1 protein-coding gene is annotated in these 1230 nt (G+C 44.6%); it reads right to left on the bottom strand.

The genetic code is table 11. The features are described 5' to 3' along the window. A partial coding sequence (locus tag A3739_RS00390; RefSeq protein ID WP_068499717.1) for a hypothetical protein occupies positions 1-1071 on the bottom strand: 1071 nt, incomplete at its 3' end. Positions 1072-1230: the final 159 nt, after the last annotated feature.

The raw sequence follows: 1230 nt of genomic DNA, 5'->3' as shown, positions 1-1230 counted from the left end.
CAAATACCAGAATCGATTATGAATAAACGTAACCATACCCTCTAGGATCGTATTTCGATCTCCGATCCAAATATCCAAAATACCACTCGATTTGTACCAAGTTACTGGCAAGTTGTGTCGATCGATTAAGGTTTGAATATCCCAGCGCGCATGTTCGCCGACCCAATCAGTATTACCGTCGCCATTCGCATCACCAAGGTATGATTTTGGATCTGCTGACCAGAAAGGATCAAGCAATTCTAAGCGGTCGACAGTCAGGTTATTGCCGACAGTACCGTTATAGACCGCGTCACTGATTTTCTTTGTGACGTTAGTCGCTAACTGGCTACCAAGAGAATGACCTGATAATCGAACATAGTATGAGGTGCTGCCCGAAAGCACTGATGTGATTTGTTCAAACGCAATGTCAGAAACAGATTTGTTTGGTGACAGCGCTGTACTATACGAACCATCGTTTAAACGATAACGCATGCCGCGCGGTCCATTGGGCGTCCAGATTTTCGCTTCAGCATCTTTTACTTCTGCCTCGTCAGCTAACTGGTTCCAGTAAAAGTACGCAATGTTCCAATCACGCGCTTTCCAACTTGCCGATGTAATCACGTTCTCGCCGTTGTAATCGAATAAAAAATCTTCACGTGAATAGTTGTTTTGCGATGAACCATTTTGCCATCCATGGAAGTGAATAATGGTTGATTTGGTTGGATCAAAGTAGTTTAAGGAGACATTGTTCACTGTACCGTCTTGTTCAATTGCCTTGACGGAAGTGTTGTTTTCATCAAACCAGAACAAGCCAATGGCCGCAGCGATTAATACACCTAGGCCAAGACGTGTGAGACTACTCGCTGTGTCCTGCCAAAAAACATAGTCGCCTGTGCGCTTGCTCGGTTCCAAGGCCATTCTTGATAAACCATCTCCAATCTGACTAAAACTCGGGAGGAGCTTGTCATTAGGATTCACTTCTAAACGCGCATCCGAACTCACCATATAAAGCACGATCATTAGCACGAAAGGTAGCAAGCCTAAGAACACTTTGAATGTTCTATCTGGCGTCTGGTTTATCAGTTTCTTCATGGCCTTGGCCTCACATCAATACAGGCATTCGTTTATGCTCTATAGCTTGCCGTCAGCAGCCATCTGCATGTAGCTTGGGTCAAAACGGAACTTCACGTTTGATGCATCACCGAAGGTACCTTTTGGCATTTCAATTCCGATAAATCCTGCATCTGGAGC

Source organism: Oleiphilus sp. HI0067, from assembly GCF_001635735.1.
Note: the sequence above shows the minus strand (reverse complement) of the source record. Positions and strands in the feature narration are given on the sequence as shown.